Genomic DNA, 23,106 nt, shown 5'->3' on the forward strand with positions numbered 1-23,106 from the left:
ATAGGAGATAATGATGAACAATTAGTAAAAGAGATATCCCAATCTTAACCGCTAACTGCAACCTCGCATTATTAGCATTCATCTTTGAAAACTACCTTGCTGTTGGTCTAATCAAAGAGATGCAGCAACTGAAGTAAGCAGAATATGACGAGTAAGTCAGGAAGCATGCTCTCTAAGCAATAACCAAATGGTTTTGCAAGGTGAGGAAGAATTATCCTTCGCTAACTATTCTTAATTCTATTTTAGCATTAGGATATCTCGATTAAACATTGTAATTAAAATTAAATAAAAATAAATATGCTTAGACACCTGAAAATCTGGGTCTAAACATATTATACGAGGTGTATATTTATGAATACAGCTGTACACATAGAAAAATTAACTTTTAAATACGATACAGATGAGGTTCTTAAAGACATAGATATTGAAATCCCAAAGGGAAGCTTCGTAGGTATACTGGGACCTAATGGCTCTGGTAAAACTACACTTTTAAAAAATATATGTAATATTCTTAAGCCAGATAATGGGAAGATTTTAATAAACAATAAAAATGTGTCAAATATAAAATACAAGGAGCTAGCTAAAATAATAGCTGTTGTCCATCAAACTTCTGAAATTCAATTTCAATTTTCAGTTTTTGATGTGGTTTTAATGGGAAGGTTTCCTTATTTAAGCAGATTTCAGAGTGAAGGAAAAAAAGATATAGAGATTGCAAAGGAAGCCATGCTAAGCACAGGTACTTGGGAGCTTAGGGACAAGAGCATCAATGAAATAAGTGGTGGAGAAAGACAAAGAGTTATGATAGCTAGAGCCCTAACTCAGCAGCCACAAATACTCATATTAGATGAGCCCATATCACATTTAGATATAAAATACCAAATTGGGATACTAGACTTATGCAAAAAGCTTAATGTAGAAAACCAAATAACAGTAATAATGACTCTTCATGATATAAATCTAGCAGGAAGATATAGTGACTATTTAATCCTTCTAGATAAAGGAAGGATTAAAGTCATGGATACTCCTGAAAAAGTTCTTACACAAGAGAATATATCTAATGTATATGATATTGAAGTAGATATTCTCAAAAGAAATGGAGATAAAACACCTTATATTATACCAATTTAGGAAGAGCAGATAGAGAGGTGATTAAATGTCTAGATTTATATTAATAACAGGTGGAGCGAGAAGCGGTAAAAGTAGTTTAGCGGAAGCTAAGGCTAAGGAGCTTGGTGAAAAAGTAGTATATATAGCTACTGCTATAGGCTTTGATGAGGGAATGAAAGAGCGTATTAAAAAGCATAGATCACAAAGGCCTAGTACTTGGACAACTATTGAAAGATATAAAAGCTTTGCAAGTCTTGAATTAGAGGAAGGATTTCTAGAGTCCGATTTAGTCCTTTTAGATTGTATGACTCTAATGGTATCAAATTTATTATTAGAAAATGATATAGACTTTGATACGTGCTCTATGTCTCAAATAGATAATATGGAGAATAGAATATTTAATGATATAAGAGAATTAGAAGAAGTGATTTATAAGCATAAGAAACAGCTTATAATAGTTACTAATGAAGTAGGAATGGGATTAGTACCTTCCTATAGACTAGGTAATATATTCAGAGATATTGCTGGTAGGGTAAACCAATATCTTGCAGATAAAGCTGATGAAGTATATTTTACAGTATCAGGAATACCTCTGAAGATTAAGTGATAAAAACTGCTTTCACCCTAAAGTCCATGAAGGATTTATAAAATTAAGTGAGGTTAATATGAAAAGTTTATTATTGATGATAACATATTTTACACGAATACAGATTAAGTACAACCATGAGTATAAAGATAGAGATTTTATTAAGGGAATAAAACTTTTTCCCATTATAGGTTTAATTATAGGCTTTATTATGTACATTCCTGTATTCTTAAAAGATATTATACACATTCCAGTCATAGTATTATTCTCTTGGTTAATATACATATGGATAACTGGTGGACTTCATATAGATGGCTTAGGGGATACCTTTGATGGTATATTTAGTAACAGGGATAAAAGTAGAATCCTAGAAATCATGAGAGATAGTAGAATAGGTACCTTTGGAGTACTTGGAATAATATTATTAATTATATGGAATCTAGTCCTTACTTATTATATAGATTTACACCTACTTATTATAGTTCCTGTAGTTGGCCGTAGTGCTGCTATATTGTCTGCAGCAGCTAGTAAATATGCTCGAGAAGGACAGGGTATGGGGAAAGCGTTTATAGAGAATTGTAGACAAAGGGAAGTTGTTTTTTCTTTGATATTCGTCATAGGATTAAGCTTTATAATTGGTTACCCAGTTAGTTTAATAGCCTTATTACCTACACTTGCTCTTGCTCTTTCCATAACAAAATATATTAATAACAAAATCGGCGGAAGTACTGGAGATACCATAGGCTTTATTATAGAAATATCTCAATCAGTATTTATTTTATTTACTTATATAATAAAGGGGATAATAGGATGAAAAGAGTAGTGATAGCAGGAACTCATAGTGGCTGCGGGAAAACAACAGTAAGTTTAGGAATAATGGCAGCACTTACTAAAAGAGGTAAAAAAGTAGCACCTTTCAAAGTTGGCCCTGATTATATAGACCCTAGCTTTCATAGCTTCGTTACAGGAAATCTTTCATATAATTTAGATAGCTGGTTATTAGATAGTGACACAGTAAAATATCTGTTTAACAAAAATAAAAAAGGAATGGATATATGCATTATTGAAGGTGTTATGGGAATGCATGATGGTTTTGGAATAGATAATAGCAATGGGAGCACAAGTCACGTAGCAAAAATAACAAAAACTCCAGTTGTATTAGTAGTTGAAGCAAATGCCATGTCTACAAGTGCTGCAGCTCTTATAATGGGTTATATGATGTACGACAAAGAGGTACAGGTTAAAGGAGTAATATTTAATAAGGTATGTGGTGAAAAGCATTATGAAATGTTAAAGCTTGTTGTGGAAAAAAATCTAGGAATAAAAGCTTTAGGATATCTACCTAAAAGAGATGATATTTCTCTGAAAAGCAGACATTTAGGTTTAATTCCAGCAGATGAAGTAGAAGAGCTAAATAAAAAAATAGATGATTTAGTAGAGCTTGTAGAAAAGCATATTGACTTAAAGTCCTTAGAGGAAATTGGAGACGTAGAAGAAATAGGGATTGTAGAAAATCCTGCTAAAGATATATATATGAAATATAAAAGTCTTAAAATAGGAGTTCCTAGAGACAAAGCCTTTAGTTTTTATTATGGAGATAACTTACAGTTAATGGAGGAAGCAGGGGTGAAGCTTTTACCCTTTAGTCCTATAAAGGATAAACAAGTACCTAAGGAAGTAGACGGACTCTATATAGGAGGTGGCTTTCCAGAGATATTTGCTAAGGAACTAGAAGAAAACATTACTATGAGGGAAAATATAAAGGATTTACTTAACAATGGACTTCCAGCATACGGAGAATGTGGAGGACTAATGTATTTAACAAATGGAATATTAGACTTACAAGGAAAATATTATAAAATGGTTGGATTTCTCGATACAGAATCTATGATGACTAATAGACTTAATCGTTTCGGATACATAAATGTAGAGACTAAAACTGGAATTAAAATAAGAGCACATGAATTCCATAGATCATCTATAGAAGAAAATGAAAATCTAGAATATTACTATCATGTAACTAAGTATAGGGAAAAGTTTATAGGTCAATGGAAATGCGGATTAACCAAAAATAATGTGGTAGCAGGATATCCTCATATTCATTTCTATAGTAATTTAGATTTTTTAAAAGAATTTTTAGATAAATGTATAGAGTTTAAAAACAGATAACCAGGAGGGCTGAAATGGATAAAGGATACGTTCATGTATATACTGGGAATGGAAAAGGAAAGACAACAGCAGCTTTAGGCTTAAGTCTTAGAGCAATATGTGCAGGGAAAAAAGTATATTTTGGTCAATTCATAAAAGGCATGGAGTATAGTGAACTGAAAAGTCAAAGCTTATTACCAAACTTTGAAATACATCAATTTGGGAGAGATTGCTTCATATTTAACGATCCAACAGAAGAAGATATAAAACTAGCGAAAAAAGGTTTGGATACATGTAAAGAAGTCTTAGCAGAAGGTAAGCATCATATTGTTGTACTAGATGAACTAAATATAGCCATATACTACAATCTTTTTACTGCCGAAGAAGCTATTGATGCAATAAAAAACAGAGCTTCTCATGTTGAGGTTATAGTAACAGGTAGATATGCAGATGAAAAACTAATAGAGTTTGCAGACTTGGTTACAGAAATGAAGGAAATAAAACATTACTATAAGCAAGGGGTTTCTGCTAGAAAAGGAATAGAGAACTAAAGCCCAAACACTATACATTAATCCATGAGGAGGGTCAATATTGATTGACTATGTAAAAAACCCTAAAGAAATAGAAGAAAAAAGCTTTGAAATAATAACAGAAGAATTAGGAGATAAAAAGTTTGAGGAAAGTATGGGAAAAATAGTTAAAAGAGTAATCCATACTACTGCAGATTTTGAATATGCAGAATTACTAGAATTTCATCCAAATGCTATTGAGGCAGGAAAGAACGCACTTAAAGAAGGATGCTGCATATATTCTGATACACAGATGATAATAGGTGGAGTAAATAAAAAAAGCCTTACCAAGCATGGAGTACAAATATTTAATCTTGTTCACAATGAAGAAGTAACCAAAATAGCTTTAGAAACAGGCATGACTAGATCTATGATAGCCTTAGAAAAAGCAGTAGCTGATAAAAATATAAGAATATTTGCAATAGGAAATGCTCCTACAGCTTTATTCACTTTAAAAAGATTAATAGAAGAGGGTAAAGCAAAGCCTGACTTGATAATTGGAGTACCAGTAGGATTTGTTGGAGCAGCAGAATCTAAAGAATCTATCAGAGACTTAGACATTCCCTATATAATAACTAGGGGCAGAAAAGGTGGAAGTACAGTTGCTGCAGCAATAATAAATGCTTTTTTGTATATGATATAGGATTGTGCTATGTTGGAACATTATATTGTAAAAGATGGTAAAAAGCTAAGATACGGATATACAACAGGCTCCTGTGCAGCTGCAGCAGCTAAAGCTGCTACAGAAATACTTTTTTCTAAGAAAATATTAGATACTATAGAAATAGACACTCCAAAAGGGTGGAAGCTTAAGCTTAAGGTAGAGGAACCATCATTTGACAATAGTAGTGCAACCTGCTGTGTAAAAAAAGATGCAGGAGACGACCCAGATTCTACTGATGGGATAAAAATATATGCAAAGGTGACTAAAAATCAAGAGGGAGAAATTAATTTAACAGGCGGCACAGGAATAGGTATAGTAACTAAGCCAGGGTTATCGGTGCCTGTTGGAGAATATGCTATAAATCCTGTACCTAGAGAAATGATTCGAACAGAGGTTAGCAAGACTATTCCTAAAGGTCAGGGTGTGGATGTACAAATATATGCACCGGATGGAGTACAAATTTCTAAAAAAACCTTTAATCCTAAACTAGGAATTGAAGGAGGTATTTCAATAATAGGAACATCGGGAATAGTGGAGCCTATGTCTGAGGAAGCGCTTAAAAGTTCCTTAGAGTTAGAGTTATCTATATTAAGAGAGCAAGGAATAAAAAAAATAATATATTCGCCAGGGAATTATGGCAAGGATTTTGGGATAAACAACAATCTAGATGAAAAAATATTGGTCAAAATCAGCAATTATGTAGGCTTTATGATAGACAAAGCGGTTGAATATAATATAAAAGAAATATTATTTATAGGACATATAGGAAAGCTAGTTAAAGTTGCTGCTGGAATTTTTGATACTCATAGCAAAGTGGCAGACGGTAGGCTTGAAACTCTTGCAGCAAACTGTGCATTACTTGGGGCAAATCAACAGCTTATACAGCAAATAATGGAAAGCAATACTACAGAGGAGGCTATAGACTATATTTTACTTAATAATATGGAAAAAGTATTTGATTTTCTTGCTCATAAAATAAGTAATAAATGCGAAGAAAGATCTTATAACCAGATAAAATTTGGAACAATAATCTTTTCTTTAAAGCATGGAATGCTGGGCATGTGCAGTAATGGGACTCTAATGTTGGAGGAATACAAGATATGAACAAGATATCAGTAGTTGGAATAGGACCAGGTCATAGAGATTATATATTACCTAAGGCGTCAAAAATTATATCTCAATCAGATGTAATAATAACAGGGAAGAGAAATCTTGAAAGTATAGATGGAGGCCATAAAATTACTTTTATAGTAGAAAATAATTTAGCCCAAATGATAGATTTCATTAAAGAAAATAGAAAAGACAAAAAAATATCAGTAGTAGTTTCCGGAGATACAGGCTTTTATAGTATGCTTAGATACTTAAAAAAACATTTTTCAAATGAAGAAATAGATGTAATAGCAGGACTAAGTTCTATGCAATATATGTTTTCAAGATTAGGACAAAGCTGGGAAAATGCATACTTAGGCAGCCTACATGGAAGAGAAAATGATTTTGTTAGCAAGGTTAAGAAATATGAAAAGGTAGGTTTACTTACTGATAACAAGTGGACTCCAGATAAGATTGCTTTTGAACTGATGAAGAATGGTATAAACGAAAAAACAATGTATGTTGGAGAAAATCTATCCTATGAAAATGAAAGAATAATAAAGGGTAGTATTAAAGAATTCACTGAAAAAAAAGAATATCAGATTTGCTTGGTGGTGATTAGCAATGAGTAAATGGCCATACGATACATCAGGTATACCTGATTGCATGTTTAAGCGAGGAAAAGTACCGATGACTAAGGAAGAAGTAAGGGCTATTACTATAAGCAAATTAAGGCTAAGAACTATAGATAAAATAGTAGATATAGGTGCGGGTACTGGATCAATATCTATAGAAGCCGCTTTAGTTGCGAATAAAGGGAAGGTATATGCAGTAGAAAAGAATGGAGAAGGAATAGAACTTATCAAGGAAAATGCTTATATTTTCCAAGCAAACAATATAGAAATAATCGAAGGAATAGCTCCAGAGGTATTATGTCAAATAGGAAAGGTTGACAAGGTAATACTAGGCGGCACTGGTGGTAACATAAAAAGCATATTTGAATGGGTATCCCATAATTTGAAATCGAAGGGCATAATAGTAGTTAATGCTATTACAATAGAAAATCTGTATAAATCCATGGAGCTTATGAAGGAAAAGGAGTTTGAAAATATAGAAGTAATAAGCGTTTCCATATCCAAAGGAAGACCAATAGGTAATTTAACTATGATGGAATCCCAAAATCAAATTTACATTATATCTGCTAATAGAAAATAAGGAGGACTTATATGAACAAGGCGTATTTTATAGGTGCAGGTCCTGGGGATCCAGAGCTTATAACAATAAAAGGCAAAAAAATAATAGATGAATCAGATGTAATAATATATGCAGGCTCTTTAGTAAATGAACAAGTATTAGAAAATAGAAAAGAAGGAAGTGTAGTATATAATAGTGCGTCTATGACCTTAGAAGAGGTTATAAAGGTAATAGCTGAAAGCATCAAGGAAGGAAAAAAAGTAGCTAGAGTCCATACCGGAGATCCTAGCATATATGGAGCTATAAGAGAGCAAATAGATGCCCTTGAGGAGCTAGGCATAGATAGTCAGGTAATACCTGGAGTTAGTTCCTTTACAGCTTCAGCTGCAGCTATAAAAAAAGAATTTACACTTCCTAATGTTTCACAGACAATAATATGTACTCGATTAGAAGGAAGAACCAAAGTGCCTGAGAGAGAAAGCCTTGAAAGCTTAGCATCACATAAAGCCTCTATGGCAATATTTCTATCAGTTCAAATGATAGACAAGGTTGCAGAGAGGTTAAAGGAGCATTATGATGAAACTACACCAGTTGCAGTAATACAAAGAGCTAGCTGGCAGGATCAAAAGATAGTAATAGGGAATCTTAGTAATATAGCTGAAAAAGTAAGGGCAGAAGGTATAAGTAAAACAGCTCAAATTTTAGTAGGTGATTTCTTAGGGGACGAATATGAATTGTCTAAGCTATACGATAAGAATTTCAGTCATGAATATAGGAGTGCTAAATGAACTGGGCTATAGTTGCATTAACAAAAGATGGAACACAGCAAGGAAAAAAAATAAAAAAAATACTAAATAATATTAACTTAGAAATATATACGTTGAAGAAATGGTCTGACGAAGAAACTTTAGTAATAGATAAAAAGCTTGAAGAATTTGTAGGAAGTATATTTCACAAATATGATATTATAATTTTTATTATGGCTACAGGTATAGTTGTTAGGAGCATAGCCAAGCATATAGTAAATAAAACTACTGATCCTGGAGTTTTAGTCATGGATGAGAAAGGACAGTTTGTTATAAGCTTATTATCAGGGCACTTAGGTGGAGCCAATGAGGCTGCTAAGCTATTGGCAGATAAAATGGGAGGACAGCCTGTAATAACTACTGCTTCAGATGTAAAGGGTTTAATAGCAGTAGATACTTTAGCTCAAAAATTAAACTGCCAAATATCCAGTATGGATAAGGCTAAAAATCTTACAGGCCTTATAGTTAATAATGAGTCAGTACTTATTAAGTCTAATATTAATATTGACATGAAATTACCTGACAATATATTAACAGAAGGAGAAGCAAAGGGTACAATTTTTATTACAAATAGAGTTATAAACAAATTTAGTGAATATGAGGTGCAGCTAATACCTAAAAACATAGTTATAGGTATAGGTTGTAGGTCGGGAATTAGTGGTGAAGCCATAGTTAATGCAATAAAAGAAGCACTAGATTTATTTAATATAGATTATAGAAGCATAAAGCATTTTGCGACAGTAGATATTAAGCAGAATGAAGCAGGAATATTTGATGCTGCAAAACATTTTAAAACTATTGTTAAGATAGTTAATAGAAAAGAAATAAAAAACATAGAACATGAATTTCATTGTTCTGAATTTGTAAGAAAATCAATAGGAGTAGGTGCTGTATGTGAGCCTTGTGCTTTATTGACTGCTTCTAAAGGACATTTTTTAATGAGAAAAAAATCTTATAATGGAATAACCTTATCCATATGGGAGGAACTATAGATGAATAAAGCAGGTAAAATATTTGTAGTAGGTTTAGGCCCTGGAGACAGAGCACATATGACCTTAGAGGCTAAGGCTGTCATAGAAAAATCAGATGTTATAGTTGGATACAAGACCTATATAGATTTAATAAAAGATATGATAGAAGATAAAGAAGTATTTTCTAGTGGAATGAAAAAGGAAATAGAAAGATGTACAGAAACTTTAGAAATCGCGAAACAAGGGAAAGTCGTATCTCTAGTCAGTAGTGGAGATTCAGGCGTTTATGGAATGGCTGGAATAATGCTGGAGGTAGTCTCCAAAGCTGAAAGTGACATTAAAGTAGAGATAATACCGGGAGTTACAGCTTCTAATGCTGCTGCTGCCTCATTAGGCGCACCTATTATGCATGACTATGCTACTATAAGCTTAAGTGATTTGCTTACAGATTGGAGCCTAATAGAAAAAAGGCTTCACTATGCAGGACAAGGGGATTTTGTAGTATGCTTATATAATCCTAAAAGTAAAGGAAGGCAAAAACAAATTGAAATAGCTAGAGAAATATTACTAAAATACAAAAAACAGGATACTATAGTTGGAATAGTCAAAAATGCTAAAAGAGATGGAGAAACAGTTGTTATAACTACACTTAAAGATATGTTAAAACACGAGATTGACATGTTTACTACAGTTATAGTAGGTAACTCAAATACCTATTTAGTAAATGGAAAGATTATAACCCCTAGAGGATACAAACTATGATATTGGTACTATCAGGCACAGCTGATGGAAGAAAAATAATAGAAATCTTGTCTAACATAGGGTATTCGATTATAGCATCCACAGCTACAGAATACGGGAAGTTGTTAGTTGAAGCTAATAATAATTCAGTAGAGATAGTATCTAAAAGATTAGAAAAACCTGATATGGAAAAGCTAATTCTTAAAAAGGGAATAAAATATATAGTAGATGCTACACATCCCTATGCAGAAAATGTTTCAATAAATGCAATAGCTGCAAGTAAATCTACAGGCATAGAATATTTAAGATTTGAAAGAAAAGGCAGACTTTATAGTGGAGTACAATATTTTTCAAGCTATAATAGTGCAATAATGCATTTGAAGGAAACCAAAGGAAATATTTTATTGACTACTGGTAGCAATAAACTACATATATTCACATCTTCGCTTGATATTAGTAGATTATACGCAAGGGTTCTTCCTACTTATTCTGTACTTAAAAAATGTGAGGATTTAGGATTGCTTCCAAAGCAGATAATAGCAATTCAAGGACCTTTTACAAAAGAATTCAATAAAGCTATGTATGAAAATTATAGAATAGAATCTATGGTAACAAAAGATAGTGGAGATGTAGGTGGAACTACAGAAAAAATACAAGGAGCATTGGAAACAGGTGTAAATGTTATCCTTATACAAAGGCCTAATATAGAGTACACAAACTTATGTAATAGCATAGAAGAAGTTATAGAGATTGTTAATAAGAGATATAAAAAACAGTAGTTGAACAGTAGTCAAACTACCGTTCCATTATCGACAAATTCACAATTAAATAGTTTAAAATTACAGGTTCTTTTAAAAGATTAATAGGGAAAGCGGTGTAAATCCGCTACAGCCCCCGCTACTGTAAGTGAGAACGAAATCATTATTTACCACTGGAATAATATTTCTGGGAAGGTTTTGAGAGTAGGAAGTACCACAAGTCAGGATACCTGCCTGTAAATTTTATAAATAAGCCTTCGGTGGGAAGTGGTTATTTTATGTATAGTTTTTTGTGCATAGATAGAACCATAGTTTTAAGGCTGTGGTTTTTTTATTTGCTTAAATACTACTCCACATTACAGAAGGATGAGCATTAAATATAAAACATAAGGAGGTAATAATGGGAAAAGGAATTATTGTAGCAAGCTTTGGTACTAGTTATAAAGAAACTAGGAGACTATGCATAGAAAGCATAGAAAACAGAATTAGAAGGGAGTTTAGTGGATACCAGGTAGAGAGAGGATTTACTTCTCAGATGGTAATCAATAAACTAAAAAAGCGAGATGGAATTGTAGTAAACAATGTCACAGAAGCCTTACAAGAAATGGAGCGAGAAGGAATAACTAAAGTTTTCATACAGTCTCTTCACATAATACCTGGACATGAATACAATAAGCTATTAAAACAGGTAGAATTATTTAAGGAAAAGCATAAGCATATTACAGTCCATGTAGGAGCTCCATTACTATATGATTCTTCAGATTATGAGAATGTAGTTAAAGCTATTGAAATTAAGGATCTTAAACAAAACGAGGCAGTAGTATTTATGGGACATGGTACTGATCATATGTCTGATAGGAGCTACAGTTTATTGGAGAAATATTTTAGAAAGGAATATTCAGAAGATATATTTATTGGAACTGTAGAAGGCAGCACTACCTTGGAACATATAATACCTCAACTTATAGAGAAAAAAGTGACCAAGGTTAAACTAATACCTTTTATGCTGGTGGCAGGAGATCATGCAATAAATGACATGGCAGGAGAGCAAGAGGATTCGTGGAAAAGCATATTGAAGAAAAATGGATTTCAAGTAGAAGTATCTTTAAGTGGACTAGGTGAAGATGAAAAAATACAAGATATATTTGTATTACATTTAAAGGATGTTATAAACAATTAATTAAATAAAATTACTAGGAGGAATACCCTATGAAAAAATCAAGAATAATATCACTGTTATTAATAATTGTAATGCTAACTACAATTTTTACCGGATGTAGTAAAGGCAAGGAAACCGAAAATAATATACCCAATAGTGCTAGTGAAAGCAATAATGAAGATGTAAAAACAGATGACAATGAAGAATCGAATGAAGTGGTATCAGAGTATGGAGTAACTATAAATAAAGACAATGTTGTATTTACAGATGCTAGAGAAAAAGAAGTAACTATAAAGAAAAATCCCCAAAGAGTAGTTTGTCTATATAACTCTTATCTTGATATTTGGGATAGTTGTGGTGGAGAAGTAATAGGTAGAGTGGAGGAGTCAGAGGAAAAGCCTGTTGAAAGAGCTATGTCAGCCGAAGTAGTTGGAACTTCAGGTGCTCCAAGTCTCGAAAAAGTATTGGCACTAGAGCCAGATTTAGTTATTGTTACTAATGGATTTAAGGTTCAAGCGGAAATGGTTCCAGTATTTGAACAAAACAACATACAAGTTATTTCCTTAGGCAATGATTACTTAGAAGATTATTATAAAACCGTAAGACTTTTTACAGGAATAACAGAAAGAGAAGACTTATATGAAAAACATATAAATGAAGTTAAAAAAGGTGTAGATGAAATTATAGAAAAGGCACCTAAAGATAAAAACTATAAAACTTTAATTATTTTTGCTTCTTCAAAGAGCATTACAGTTAGAAACTCTGACTCAATGGTAGGAGAAATGCTTAAAGATCTAAACACAATAAATATATCTGATACGGAAACTGATCCAGCAAATGCTAGAGTTTTCAGTATGGAAAAAATAATACAAGAAGACCCAGATTTTATATTTGTACAAACTATGGGAAGTGATAAAGAAAAGATAATGGAAAGAATAAAGCAAGATGTGGAAGACAATCCAGCTTGGGCATCACTTACGGCTGTAAAGGAAGGCAAATATATAGTTTTACCAAAAGACTTATATCTATATAAACCAAATGCAAGATATGCAGAGGCTTATGAGGGATTAGCAAAGATACTCTATCCAGAAGTGTTTAATTAAAAATATAACATGGCTGTACAGTACTTTAAAAAAGTACTGTACAGCTTAAACCAAAAACCAAACTTAAGGAGAAGAGAAAGACATGACTAACAGTGATACAAAAAATGAAGTGATGAAAAAAAAGTTCATTTTATTTATTTTTATATGCATTTCTATAGCTAGCTTTTTTATAAGCATAGGAAATGGGGCTGTAAATATATCACCTAAAGAAATAATAAATGCCATATTATTTGATAAATCTACAGTAAATTATCAAATAATATGGAATGTTAGATTACCTAGGACAATAGTAGCTGCACTTGTTGGTACATGTCTAGCTTTATCAGGATCTATTTTGCAGGGAGTTATGAGAAATCCTTTAGCAGGTCCTAATATTATAGGAGTTTCATCTGGAGCAGGGCTTATGACTTTAATTATCCTAATCCTTTTCCCAGATTTTTATTATCTTGCACCTATAGGAGCATTTACAGGAGCATTGTTAGCCACTTTGTTTATATACTTTTTAGCATGGAAGGAAGGCGTAGTTCCCACTCGATTAATTCTAGCAGGAGTAGCAGTATCTTCTCTTTTAGGTGCGGGAACTAATGCATTAATGACATTTTATCCAAACAAAGTAGCAGGGGTTATAGGATTTATGGTCGGTGGACTATCAGCAACTAATTGGAAGCATGTGTATACTATATTCCCATATGCAACATTAGGTATAATTTTACTTTTATTAATACCAAATAAATTGAACATATTAATGCTGGGAGATGAAGTTGCAACAGGACTTGGAGTAAATGTAGAGAAGACTAGATTTGTTTTTATTATTATTTCCTCCTTATTAGCAGGTAGTGCTGTTAGTGTTGTTGGACTTTTAGGCTTTGTAGGGCTAATAGTGCCACATATTACTAGATTATTTATTGGCTCAGATTATAGATACTTACTACCAGCAGCTATTTTCACAGGTTCAAGTATAGTTATGCTCTGTGATACTGTTGCGAGGTTGTTATTTGCCCCTACAGAAATACCTGTAGGAATTATTATGTCAGCTTTAGGAGCGCCATTTTTCTTGTATTTACTTAGAAGAAAGGGAGAATATTAACATGGAAATGAGAATTGAAAACATAAGCGTAAATTATGGAGAGAAAAGGGCTATTAGAAATGCCAATTTTGACATAAATACTGGACAAATAGTAACTATCATAGGTCCTAATGGTTCAGGAAAATCAACTTTGGTTAAGGCAATGAGCAGATGTATAAAGCCTACAGAAGGTAATATTTATCTAGAAGGCATAAATATAAAAAATATAAACACTAAAATTATAGCACAAAAGATGGCTATATTACCTCAAGTAAAAAATGTATCTTCAGATATTTCTGTAGAAGAACTAGTATCTTATGGTAGATATCCTCATTTAAAGTTTAGTAAGAGACTGGGAAAAGAAGATATTGAAATAGTAGATTGGGCCTTAGAAAAAACAGGGCTTATTCATTTAAGAAAAAGATTTGTAGCAACACTTTCTGGTGGGGAAAGACAGAGGGCATGGATAGCTATGTCATTAGCACAAAAACCAAAAATACTTCTATTAGATGAACCTACTACTTTTCTTGATATATCTTATCAAGTAGAAGTTTTAGAACTAGTAAAAGAATTAAATCAAACTTTAGGCTTAACTGTAGTTATGGTTTTACATGATTTGAATCAAGCTGCCAGGTATTCAGACAAGATATTAGTTATAAAAAATGGTGAGCTTTGTGAAATAGGAAAGCCAGACAAAATAATAAAAGAAAAATTATTGAAAGATATTTTTAAAATAAATGCAGATATATATGAAGACAAGATAAATAACTGCCCCTATTTTATACCAAGAAAAAAAGTTACTTAAATAAATGTGTTGGAAGTGATTCATGATGATACAGATTGAAAATGTTACCAAAATGTTTGATGATTTTGTTGCTGTAAACAATGTAAGTTTAAATATAGCTAAAGGAGACTTCATAGGACTTCTAGGACCAAATGGAGCTGGGAAAACTACTATTATAAAAATGCTTACAGGCTTGTTAAAGCCAACATGTGGGAGCATATATATAAATGGTGAAAAAATGTCCCGGGATAATAAAAAAGCAAAAGAAATATTAGGAATAGTTCCTCAATATACTAATCTAGATAAAGAGCTGACAGCATATGAAAATTTAGTTTTTGCAGCAAAGCTTTTTAGGGTTGGGGACTACAAAAATAAAACAATGGAGCTTCTTAAATTTATGGAGTTAGAAAATTATAAAGACAGAAAGGCAATGAATCTATCAGGCGGAATGGCTAGACGATTGATGATAGCAAAAGCATTAATAAACGATCCAGAAATCATATTTCTGGACGAGCCTACTGTAGGAATAGATTTAAATGGTAGGAGAAAAATATGGGATATTTTGAAAACAATGAAAACCATGGGGAAAACTATACTATTAACAACCCACTATATTGAGGAAGCCGATTATCTATGCAATAAGGTATGTTTAATAGATAAAGGAAAAATAATAGACAATGATACTCCTGACAATCTTAAGAAGGAACTAGGAATTTATACTATGGAATATTTTGATGAAGAAATGAAAACCAAGTATAAATTTTTCAAAAATAAAGAGGAAGCAATAAAATACTCAAATAAAATTATGAGTTTAAATTATACACTCAGGGAAACTACATTAGAAGATGTATTTTATAACTTTACAAATAGGAAGGTAATATAAAATGGAAGTATTTACTGTAATGTGGAGAGAATTTATTTTTTTTAAAAGGAGAATTGGAAAGATTACCTCTACTGCTATAATGACACCTATCTTATATCTTATAGCCTTTGGCTGGGGGCTAGGAAGAGATGTAATCATAGAAGGCTCTAGTTATATGCACTTTATAATACCAGGAATTATAGCCCTTTCTACCATGAACACTAGCTTTAACGCAGTAGCTATGAGAATAAATATATCTAAACTGCATGAAAAAAGCTTCGAATACTATTTAACCTCTCCTGTTAGAATGCCATTGATGGCATTAGGTCATATACTATCAGGAGCCTTAAGAGGTATGTATGCAGCCACACTTATTATCCTTGTATCTTATCTTTTCGGAATCAAGATAAATATAGATAGTTATTTTATATTAATTTGCTTTTTAAATAGCTTTTTATTCTCTGCTTTTGGATATGGAGCAGCACTATCAATAGATAGTCACTATGATATGAATAGGTTTACTACCTATATAATGACACCTATGTCTTTTTTATGTGGAACCTTTTTCTCTTTAAACAATCTCCCTTTAATGATAAAGAAAATAATAAGTGTTTTGCCTCTTTCTCATGCATCTATTTCATTAAGAAACATTGTTTTAAAAGGTGAGTTTGACTATAAATCCATTATTGTATTATTTACATATTCTATAATCTTTTATTGCTTTGGAGTTTACATGAGTTTTAGAGAAATGAAGTAGAAAGGAATGTGATCAGCTTGCATACAGAAAACAATACAAATTATCCCTTTACTGCAATAGTAGGTCAGGAAAGTATGAAAAAAGCCTTGATTCTTAATATAATTAACCCTTCAATTGGAGGGGTTCTTGTTAGAGGCGAAAAAGGAACCGGAAAGTCTACAGCAGTTAGGGCTATTGTAGATATTTTGCCTAGTAGAGGAGAAATAAAGGATTGCATATTTAGCTGCGACCCATTAGATTTGAGCAGAATGTGTGAAGAATGTAAGGAAAAAACAGTTAACAATGAAAATATTAATATAAAAGAAGGAAAAATGAAAGTAATAGAATTGCCTATTAATGCAACAGAAGATAGGGTAGCAGGAACACTAGACATACAGACTGCAATAAAAAAAGGCGAGAAAAAATTTGAGGCTGGAATACTTGCATTCGCTAATAGAAATATTCTCTATATAGATGAGGTAAATCTATTAGATGACCATATAGTAGATATGTTACTAGATGCTGCAGCCATGGGAATAAATAATATTGAAAGAGAGGGTATATCCTATTCTCATCCCTCAAGATTTATTTTAGTAGGCACAATGAACCCTGAAGAAGGAGATATAAGACCACAGCTTATAGATAGATTTGGCTTAGTTGTAGATGTAATTGGTGAAAGAGACAATAAAAATAGAATCGAAGTAATAAAGAGACGTATAGAGTTTGAAAAAAATCCAAAAACTTTCATTAAAAGTTATGAAGAAGAAAATAATAAACTTGCAGAAAAAATAAGTAAAGCTAAAAATTTATTAGAACAAGTTAATTATGATGATTCTATACTAGAGTCTACAGTTAAGCTTTGTATAAAGCTTGGATTAGATGGACATAGAGGAGATATAACTGCTATTAAAACAGCCATTACTATTGCAGCCTTTGAGGGAAGAACATTTGTCACTAGAAATGATTTAGTCCAGGCATTAAAGCTTGTTATACCTCATAGAATGAGAAAAATGCCATTTGAAGAGGGAAACATAGATATTAAAAATATTTATGAACTACTAGAAAGCTAATGGGAGGTATGAAATTGAGTAAATGCATATATCCTTTTCCTGCAATAGTAGGTCAAGAAAAATTGAAAAGGGCTATATTATTAAACCTTGTGAATCCTAGAATTGGTGGAGTGCTCATAAGTGGTGAAAAAGGAACAGGGAAAAGCACTATTGTCAGATCTATACCTTCCATATCAAGCTCTGTTAAAGTAATAGAGTTACCACTTAATATTACAGAAGATAGGTTAATAGGTGGCATTGATATAGAAAAAGCCATTATATTTGGTAGAAAAGAACTCGAAGAAGGCATACTTAAAAAGGCAGATAGCAATATACTATATATGGACGAAGTGAATCTACTAAGTGATAGTATTATGAATACTGTATTGGAAGTAGCATCTTCGGGATTCAATATTATTGAAAGAGAAGGAATATCTTATAAACATAGGTCTAAATTTGTACCTATAGGTACAATGAATCCAGAGGAAGGTAGTATAAAGCCTTTATTTTTGGACAAGTTTGGGCTTTTTGTATCTGTAAAAGGAGATACTAATTTTCAAAATAGAATAGAAATTATAAAAAGAAGAATACAGTATGAAGAAGATAAAATGAGTTTTTATCAGCAATGGCTAGGTGAATGTGAAGAATTAAATAATAAAATAGAAAAAGCGAAAACTATTTTAAGTCAAATTACTATATCGGAAGAATTATTAAATATAATAGCCGATACACTGAATGCTTTTGCCTGTGAAGGGAATAGAACAGAAGTAATAGTTGTAGAAACTGTAAAGGCAATAGTTGCAATAGATAATAGAATAGAAGGAAATATAGATGATATAAAAGAAGCCTTTAGCTATGTACTGCCACATAGAATGAGAAAAAAACCAAAGGACAAAGAAAACACCAACAATAATGGGGACAATCAAGAAAATCAAAATAATAATGAGCATAGTAATGATAAAAACAATGAGATGGAAGATAGTGAAAGTCATGTAGAAAACATGACAAGTGACTTTGATAGCAAAGATGTAAAAGATTCACTATCAGATATAGAAGTTATAGAGAATATAGGGAATACTTTTAAAGCTAAAAATATGTATTTTAAAAATAAGGATAATAGATTTAGAAAGGGCTCTGGTAGAAGGAGCTTATCTAAAACCGAATCAAAGCAAGGAAGATATATAAGATACAGATCTAAAAACAAAGAAATAAGAGATATATCATTAGATGGAACACTAAGAGCAGCAGCTCCTTATCAAAAATTTAGAGAAAAAAATGGAGTGGCCATAGCCATAAAAAATAGGGATTTAAGAGAGAAAATACGAGAAAAACCAACAGGAGTGACTATATTTTTCCTAGTAGATGCTAGTGGCTCTATTTCAGTAAGAAAGAGAATGGAGGCAGTAAAAGGAGCTATAATGTCATTGCTAACAGATGCTTATGAAAAAAGAGACAAGGTTTCTCTAATAGCCTTTAGAAAAGAATCATCAGAAATTTTATTACAGACTACTAGAAGCGTAGAATTAGCAAAAAAACATTTAAGTGAATTACCTTCAGGTGGCAAAACACCTCTTTCTGCAGGAATGGATAAGGCCTATAACTACATTAAAAGCCAATGGATTAAAGATACAGATATGATACCACTATTAGTTCTAATATCAGATGGGAGAGCAAACGTATCTTTAACAGGAGAAGACCCCTTAGTAGAATGTAATGAAATTGCTGATAAAATTAGAAAAAAAGAAATAAAATCCTTAGTAATAGATACAGAAAATGGATTCTTTAAATTTGGAACATTAAAAGAGCTTTCTAGAAGAATGGGAGCAACTTATTTAAGTATAGAAGATTTAAGTGATAAATCCATATATAATTCTGTAAAGAATTTGACAATCTCTAACTAGCTAATTTAAAGACGAGTTTATTAAGAACAAATCAGATAATTATTATTTTATTTATGGCAGTTATCATATGGAGGAGATAGATAAATGTATAAATTAGTCGTAGTAAGTGTATCTAACCCTGTTATAGCAGATATAATAGAGGCTAAAAAAACTATTGAAGAAAAATACAAGAGTATTTTAGAAGTTAGGCTTTTTTTCGTTGGGAGAAAAGTAGAAGAAAAGGACTTAAAAGAAATAGAAGATACTATATTAAAAGGAGACTTTATAATACTTGATTTAATGGGAAGTGGAGAAAAAGTAGGTAAAACTTGCTTTAACGCATGTAAATCAAGTAATGGAAACATAGTGGTCATAGGCAATTTAGGTAGAAATAATTTAAACAAAATTTCAAAGCTAGGAAGCTTTTATGTAGACGAAATATCAAGTAAATTAAATAAGTCCAATAAAAAAATGCTTACAGACGAAATCTTAAATATGGCAAAGGAAGTAGAACTTTTAGAGAAAAATATTCCCATTGAGAAACGTAAGGATATTATCAACTATGTAAACATAGGAAGGTATTGGAAGAACGCTGGCTTAGAGGAAATAACAAATCTACTATATTTAATATTAAGGGATTATGGTAAATATGAAATGCTTCCAAAACCTAAGCTTCCTACTGAATATAATCCAATATCAATTTGCAAACCTACAAATATGAAAAGATTTGAAAATATAAATGAGTATGTGGCTTCGGGATATGTGGATTATCAAAAACCTACAGTTGTTATATTTTACTATGGGAATAGCTCTCCAAATAGGATACAAAAAGCCATAGGCAAAATATCAAATAGAATATCTGAATTTGCCAATATAATACCTATAGCATTTATGTCCTATGGAAGAAGACATTTGCAAGAAGTTGAAAAAATACTTTTCTCACCGACTTCTCCAAGCGTAGATGTAATATTAAACTTCATGTCATTTAGGTTAGGCTCAGGCCCCATGGGAGAAGATGAGCATGAAGCTATGGAATTGCTGAAAAAGATAAATGCTCCTGTACTACATCCATTTTTTATGCCTAAAAGACAAATAACTGAATGGTTAAGTTCAGAAAGGGGGATTAGCACTGCTGAATTTTTGACTACAGTCATGCTGCCAGAGCTAGATGGAGCTATAGAAACCTATCCTGTAGGAGCAATTGTTGAAAATAAATGGAACGAAGAATATGGAGTTGAATTAATAGAAGTAGATATTATTGAGGATAGAGTAATAAAATTGATAAATAGGATTAAGAAATGGATTGAGCTTAGGTATAAAGAAAATAAAGATAAAAAAGTTGCAATTATATGTTACAATTACCCACTATCAGAAGGAAACATATTCGGTGGTGCATTTTTAAATACCTTTGAATCTATAGAGAATATACTTAGCAGGCTAAAAAAAGAAGGCTATAGTGTAGAGGCTTTAACTAAAGAAGAATTAATGGACTATTTTACTGCTGGTAAAATAGTGAATTCTGGTAAGTGGGGAGAAGATCAGCTAAGTGAACACATGATTAAGTATGATTCTAAAAAATACATAGAGGAAATGAATAACACATTATATTACAAAGAAACTTGTAGTCAGTGGGGAGAAGCACCTGGAAATATAATGACAGAGGGAGATAAATTTTTAATACCAGGGAAGGTAATTCAAAATGCATTTATAGGCTTACAGCCTACTAGAGGAATACATGAAAATCCAGAAAAAGCATATCATGATAAAGCTCTCACACCTCATCATCAATATCAAGCATATTATAAATGGTTAAATGAAGAGTTTAATGCAGATATAATGATACATGTAGGAACGCATGGAACACTTGAATTTCTAAAAGGAAAAGAGTGTGGAATGTCATCTGATTGTTATCCAGACATGCTTGTATATGATATACCACATGCTTATATATATAATTGTACTAATCCAGCAGAATCTTCAATAGCAAAGAGAAGATCCCATGCAGTGCTAGTAAGCTATCAACCACCGCAATTTGTCCAAGGAGAGCTATATGGTGATTTGATAGAAATAGAATCATTAATAAATGAATACCACGTTTCAGAGCAAACAGATCCTACTAAATGTAATGATATTTTCAATAAAATAAAGAAAAAGGCAGAGCAATCAAATATAATTATTGAGGATCTAGATACTTTAGAAAATGAGCTTTATAGAATGAAAAGATCCTTAGTTCCTTATGGACTTCATACCTTTGGGAAAGGATATACAGAAGAGGAAGCTACTGAGTATATGAAGTTTATATTAAGATATGATAGATCTGAGGCAAAGTCCTTAAGAAGACTAGTATGTGAAAAAAATGGACTAGATTATGATGAAATTTTACAAACTAATAAAATAGATATTCTGCAAGAACTAGATGATAGGTCCTCAAAAATAGTAGATAATTTTCTGAAAGGAATAAAGGTAGAGAATGCATATCATGATACATTAAATTATGGGAAAAAGCATATGGAAAATGCAAAAAAGTGTAATGAAATGGAAGGACTTTTAAAGGTATTAAATGGTGAATACTTAGGAGCAAAATTAAGTGGTGATATTTTTAGAAATCCAGAAGTATTACCAACAGGGTATAATTTATTTCAGTTTGATCCTTATTCGGTACCTACTGAGGTTGCTTATGAAAGAGGATGGAGAATAGCAGAAAATACAATAGAAAAATTTATAGACGAAAAAGGAACATATCCTAATAATGTGGCTATAGTATTATGGGGAATAGAAACTTCTAGAACACAAGGAGAAACCTTAGGGCAGATCTTAAGCTATTTAGGAGTTAGAATATTAAAGCAAAAAGGCCAGTTTAATTTTAAATATGAAATTATTCCCATTGATGAGCTGAATAGGCCTAGAATAGATGTAACTATTGATATGTCTGGATTTTTTAGAGACATGTTTCCTAATATGGTAGAAGAGTTAAACAATATATTTAGAGATATTTATCTTTTAGAAGAGCCTGAAGAGCTAAATTATTTTAAAGCCAATAGTAAGAAAATTTATGAAAAGCTTATAAACCAAGGGTATTCAAAGGAAGAAGCAGAAGAACTATCATATGCTAGACTCTTTGGACCAAGAGAAGGAGAATATGGCAACGGTGTTACGAAACTAATAGAAAATAAAAACTGGGACATGGAATCTCAAATAGGAGAGTTATTTATTCAAAACACAGGAAATGTATATACAAAAAATTATAGAGGGAAAAAAGTTGAAGGTTTGTTTGAGGATATTTTATCTAAAGTAGATATAGTAACTCAAATAAGAAGTTATCATGGATATGAAGTTACAGACTTAGATGATTTCTATGGACATTTTGGGGGCTTATCTAAGGCTGTTGAAGTGTCTAAGGGTGAAAAACCTTTAATATATATTAATGACACTACTGGGGAAAAGATAGAAACTGATAATGTTGAAAATTCAATAGAACGTGGAGTAAGGACTAGATTATTAAACCCTAAATGGATAGAAGGTATGCTTCAGAATAAATATCATGGTGCTCAAAAAATAGAAAAGATATTTAAAAATCTAATAGGCCTTTCATCAACTACAAATGGAGTTAAAGGCTGGATATTTGATAGCTTACATTCCACTTATATTTCAGATGAAAACATGCGTGAAAAGATGAAGGAAAATAACAGATGGGCATACTTAGATATATTAGAAAGAATGTTAGAAGCAAATGAAAGGGGATATTGGAAATCAAGTAAAGAACAGTTAGAGGAATTACGGAAAGTGTATTTCCAAGTGGAAGGTAGCATAGAGGAGAAAATATGATATAATTTT

At 31.9% G+C, this 23,106-nt stretch carries 22 protein-coding genes and 1 riboswitch; all 22 genes read left to right on the forward strand.

Annotated elements, in window-relative coordinates:
* Positions 1–351 precede the first annotated feature (351 nt).
* The 22 genes from BLV37_RS09420 to bchH all read left to right on the forward strand — a co-directional run bounded on the left by BLV37_RS09420 (position 352) and on the right by bchH (position 23,097).
* The gene (locus tag BLV37_RS09420; protein WP_091730487.1) at positions 352–1,128 is read left to right on the forward strand and encodes an ABC transporter ATP-binding protein; all 777 of its coding nucleotides are present in this window, start codon (positions 352–354) and stop codon (positions 1,126–1,128) included.
* Positions 1,129–1,153: 25 nt separating this feature from the next.
* The gene (gene cobU / locus BLV37_RS09425; RefSeq protein WP_091730490.1) at positions 1,154–1,714 is read left to right on the forward strand and encodes a bifunctional adenosylcobinamide kinase/adenosylcobinamide-phosphate guanylyltransferase; all 561 of its coding nucleotides are present in this window, start codon (positions 1,154–1,156) and stop codon (positions 1,712–1,714) included.
* Positions 1,715–1,772: 58 nt separating this feature from the next.
* Positions 1,773–2,507, forward strand: a complete 735-nt coding sequence (cobS, locus tag BLV37_RS09430) for an adenosylcobinamide-GDP ribazoletransferase (RefSeq protein WP_091730493.1) — start codon at positions 1,773–1,775, stop codon at positions 2,505–2,507.
* Entirely contained in the window at positions 2,504–3,862 is a 1,359-nt protein-coding gene (locus BLV37_RS09435; protein ID WP_091730496.1) for a cobyrinic acid a,c-diamide synthase CobB, read from the forward strand. The genes cobS and BLV37_RS09435 overlap by 4 nt, the downstream gene beginning before the upstream one ends.
* A gap of 14 nt (positions 3,863–3,876) precedes the next feature.
* Positions 3,877–4,392 carry a cob(I)yrinic acid a,c-diamide adenosyltransferase gene (locus tag BLV37_RS09440; protein WP_091730499.1) on the forward strand — a complete coding sequence of 172 codons (516 nt, stop codon included), beginning with the start codon at positions 3,877–3,879 and terminating at the stop codon, positions 4,390–4,392.
* Positions 4,393–4,435: 43 nt separating this feature from the next.
* Entirely contained in the window at positions 4,436–5,053 is a 618-nt protein-coding gene (locus BLV37_RS09445) for a precorrin-8X methylmutase (RefSeq protein ID WP_091730651.1), read from the forward strand.
* Between the two features lie 9 nt (positions 5,054–5,062).
* Positions 5,063–6,178 carry a cobalt-precorrin-5B (C(1))-methyltransferase CbiD gene (cbiD, locus tag BLV37_RS09450; RefSeq protein ID WP_208975242.1) on the forward strand — a complete coding sequence of 372 codons (1,116 nt, stop codon included), beginning with the start codon at positions 5,063–5,065 and terminating at the stop codon, positions 6,176–6,178.
* Positions 6,175–6,795: a precorrin-6y C5,15-methyltransferase (decarboxylating) subunit CbiE gene (cbiE, locus tag BLV37_RS09455; RefSeq protein WP_091730504.1), complete on the forward strand. Its 621-nt coding sequence runs from the start codon at positions 6,175–6,177 to the stop codon at positions 6,793–6,795. Before cbiD ends, cbiE begins: the two co-directional genes overlap by 4 nt.
* A complete protein-coding gene (gene cbiT / locus BLV37_RS09460) occupies positions 6,788–7,378 on the forward strand; it encodes a precorrin-6Y C5,15-methyltransferase (decarboxylating) subunit CbiT (RefSeq protein ID WP_208975243.1) in 591 nt (196 codons plus the stop codon). The genes cbiE and cbiT overlap by 8 nt, the downstream gene beginning before the upstream one ends.
* Positions 7,379–7,389: 11 nt before the next feature.
* A complete protein-coding gene (gene cobM / locus BLV37_RS09465) occupies positions 7,390–8,145 on the forward strand; it encodes a precorrin-4 C(11)-methyltransferase (RefSeq protein WP_091730507.1) in 756 nt (251 codons plus the stop codon).
* Positions 8,142–9,155: a cobalt-precorrin 5A hydrolase gene (gene cbiG / locus BLV37_RS09470; RefSeq protein ID WP_091730509.1), complete on the forward strand. Its 1,014-nt coding sequence runs from the start codon at positions 8,142–8,144 to the stop codon at positions 9,153–9,155. Before cobM ends, cbiG begins: the two co-directional genes overlap by 4 nt.
* Entirely contained in the window at positions 9,156–9,896 is a 741-nt protein-coding gene (gene cobJ / locus BLV37_RS09475; protein ID WP_091730512.1) for a precorrin-3B C(17)-methyltransferase, read from the forward strand.
* Positions 9,893–10,654 carry a precorrin-6A reductase gene (gene cobK, locus BLV37_RS09480; protein WP_091730528.1) on the forward strand — a complete coding sequence of 254 codons (762 nt, stop codon included), beginning with the start codon at positions 9,893–9,895 and terminating at the stop codon, positions 10,652–10,654. Before cobJ ends, cobK begins: the two co-directional genes overlap by 4 nt.
* A 47-nt stretch (positions 10,655–10,701) precedes the next feature.
* Positions 10,702–10,885, forward strand: a riboswitch (cobalamin riboswitch).
* 148 nt (positions 10,886–11,033) lie between these two features.
* Positions 11,034–11,813: a sirohydrochlorin cobaltochelatase gene (locus tag BLV37_RS09485; RefSeq protein WP_091730531.1), complete on the forward strand. Its 780-nt coding sequence runs from the start codon at positions 11,034–11,036 to the stop codon at positions 11,811–11,813.
* A 29-nt stretch (positions 11,814–11,842) separates the two neighbouring features.
* Positions 11,843–12,895, forward strand: coding sequence for an ABC transporter substrate-binding protein (locus BLV37_RS09490; protein WP_091730534.1), 1,053 nt, complete (start codon positions 11,843–11,845; stop codon positions 12,893–12,895).
* An 82-nt stretch (positions 12,896–12,977) separates the two neighbouring features.
* On the forward strand, positions 12,978–13,982 hold the full coding sequence (locus BLV37_RS09495; protein WP_244270516.1) for a FecCD family ABC transporter permease: 1,005 nt from the start codon (positions 12,978–12,980) through the stop codon (positions 13,980–13,982).
* A gap of 1 nt (position 13,983) precedes the next feature.
* Positions 13,984–14,766 (forward strand): ABC transporter ATP-binding protein, encoded by a 783-nt coding sequence (locus BLV37_RS09500; RefSeq protein ID WP_091730536.1) that lies wholly within the window; start codon positions 13,984–13,986, stop codon positions 14,764–14,766.
* Between the two features lie 25 nt (positions 14,767–14,791).
* Positions 14,792–15,628: an ABC transporter ATP-binding protein gene (locus tag BLV37_RS09505; protein WP_091730658.1), complete on the forward strand. Its 837-nt coding sequence runs from the start codon at positions 14,792–14,794 to the stop codon at positions 15,626–15,628.
* Position 15,629: 1 nt separating this feature from the next.
* Positions 15,630–16,364, forward strand: a complete 735-nt coding sequence (locus BLV37_RS09510) for an ABC transporter permease (protein ID WP_091730539.1) — start codon at positions 15,630–15,632, stop codon at positions 16,362–16,364.
* A 17-nt stretch (positions 16,365–16,381) separates the two neighbouring features.
* Positions 16,382–17,413, forward strand: coding sequence for a magnesium chelatase ATPase subunit I (locus BLV37_RS09515; protein ID WP_342026607.1), 1,032 nt, complete (start codon positions 16,382–16,384; stop codon positions 17,411–17,413).
* A gap of 14 nt (positions 17,414–17,427) precedes the next feature.
* Complete coding sequence (locus BLV37_RS09520; RefSeq protein WP_176967939.1) at positions 17,428–19,293, forward strand: VWA domain-containing protein; 1,866 nt, start codon at positions 17,428–17,430, stop codon at positions 19,291–19,293.
* Positions 19,294–19,377: 84 nt separating this feature from the next.
* Complete coding sequence (gene bchH, locus BLV37_RS09525) at positions 19,378–23,097, forward strand: magnesium chelatase subunit H (protein ID WP_091730544.1); 3,720 nt, start codon at positions 19,378–19,380, stop codon at positions 23,095–23,097.
* Positions 23,098–23,106: the final 9 nt, after the last annotated feature.

This window comes from Proteiniborus ethanoligenes (assembly GCF_900107485.1).
GTDB lineage: Bacteria > Bacillota > Clostridia > Tissierellales > Proteiniboraceae > Proteiniborus > Proteiniborus ethanoligenes.

Bases quoted from the DNA above. Each gene is read 5' to 3' on its own strand.
- cbiT (WP_208975243.1), top strand. From the start codon at position 6,788: ATGAGTAAATGGCCATACGATACATCAGGTATACCTGATTGCATGTTT.
- cobK (WP_091730528.1), top strand. From the start codon at position 9,893: ATGATATTGGTACTATCAGGCACAGCTGATGGAAGAAAAATAATAGAA.
- BLV37_RS09505 (WP_091730658.1), top strand. From the start codon at position 14,792: ATGATACAGATTGAAAATGTTACCAAAATGTTTGATGATTTTGTTGCT.
- BLV37_RS09490 (WP_091730534.1), top strand. From the start codon at position 11,843: ATGAAAAAATCAAGAATAATATCACTGTTATTAATAATTGTAATGCTA.
- cobS (WP_091730493.1), top strand. From the start codon at position 1,773: ATGAAAAGTTTATTATTGATGATAACATATTTTACACGAATACAGATT.
- cbiE (WP_091730504.1), top strand. From the start codon at position 6,175: ATGAACAAGATATCAGTAGTTGGAATAGGACCAGGTCATAGAGATTAT.
- BLV37_RS09510 (WP_091730539.1), top strand. From the start codon at position 15,630: ATGGAAGTATTTACTGTAATGTGGAGAGAATTTATTTTTTTTAAAAGG.
- BLV37_RS09420 (WP_091730487.1), top strand. From the start codon at position 352: ATGAATACAGCTGTACACATAGAAAAATTAACTTTTAAATACGATACA.
- cobU (WP_091730490.1), top strand. From the start codon at position 1,154: ATGTCTAGATTTATATTAATAACAGGTGGAGCGAGAAGCGGTAAAAGT.
- cbiG (WP_091730509.1), top strand. From the start codon at position 8,142: ATGAACTGGGCTATAGTTGCATTAACAAAAGATGGAACACAGCAAGGA.
- cobM (WP_091730507.1), top strand. From the start codon at position 7,390: ATGAACAAGGCGTATTTTATAGGTGCAGGTCCTGGGGATCCAGAGCTT.
- bchH (WP_091730544.1), top strand. From the start codon at position 19,378: ATGTATAAATTAGTCGTAGTAAGTGTATCTAACCCTGTTATAGCAGAT.
- BLV37_RS09485 (WP_091730531.1), top strand. From the start codon at position 11,034: ATGGGAAAAGGAATTATTGTAGCAAGCTTTGGTACTAGTTATAAAGAA.
- BLV37_RS09440 (WP_091730499.1), top strand. From the start codon at position 3,877: ATGGATAAAGGATACGTTCATGTATATACTGGGAATGGAAAAGGAAAG.
- BLV37_RS09500 (WP_091730536.1), top strand. From the start codon at position 13,984: ATGGAAATGAGAATTGAAAACATAAGCGTAAATTATGGAGAGAAAAGG.
- BLV37_RS09495 (WP_244270516.1), top strand. From the start codon at position 12,978: ATGACTAACAGTGATACAAAAAATGAAGTGATGAAAAAAAAGTTCATT.
- BLV37_RS09435 (WP_091730496.1), top strand. From the start codon at position 2,504: ATGAAAAGAGTAGTGATAGCAGGAACTCATAGTGGCTGCGGGAAAACA.
- cobJ (WP_091730512.1), top strand. From the start codon at position 9,156: ATGAATAAAGCAGGTAAAATATTTGTAGTAGGTTTAGGCCCTGGAGAC.
- cbiD (WP_208975242.1), top strand. From the start codon at position 5,063: ATGTTGGAACATTATATTGTAAAAGATGGTAAAAAGCTAAGATACGGA.